We start from the raw sequence: 299 nt of genomic DNA on the forward strand, positions 1-299 counted from the left end.
CTTCTTCAGAAGATGCGGAATAACGTGACATATTGTATTCAGTTTTGAATGTTTGTTCATTCAAATTAATGGGCCTATAGCTCAGCTGGTTAGAGCGCACGCCTGATAAGCGTGAGGTCGGTGGTTCGAGTCCACTTAGGCCCACCATTAATTTAACACTATTTGGGGGCTTAGCTCAGCTGGGAGAGCGCCTGCTTTGCACGCAGGAGGTCAGCGGTTCGATCCCGCTAGTCTCCACCATTATTTTGTACATTGAAAACTAGATAAGTAAGTAAAATATAGATTTTACCAAGCAAAAC

2 tRNA genes are annotated in these 299 nt (G+C 43.8%); both read left to right on the forward strand.

The window, feature by feature from the left end:
• Positions 1-70: 70 nt before the first annotated feature.
• A tRNA-Ile gene (locus tag CD116_RS13615) sits at positions 71-147 on the forward strand.
• 17 nt (positions 148-164) lie between these two features.
• Positions 165-240: transfer RNA gene (locus CD116_RS13620), tRNA-Ala, on the forward strand.
• The last annotated feature ends 59 nt before the right edge of the window (positions 241-299 follow it).

Origin of the sequence: Staphylococcus schweitzeri (genome assembly GCF_002902405.1) — a bacterium.
GTDB classification, from domain to species: domain Bacteria; phylum Bacillota; class Bacilli; order Staphylococcales; family Staphylococcaceae; genus Staphylococcus; species Staphylococcus schweitzeri.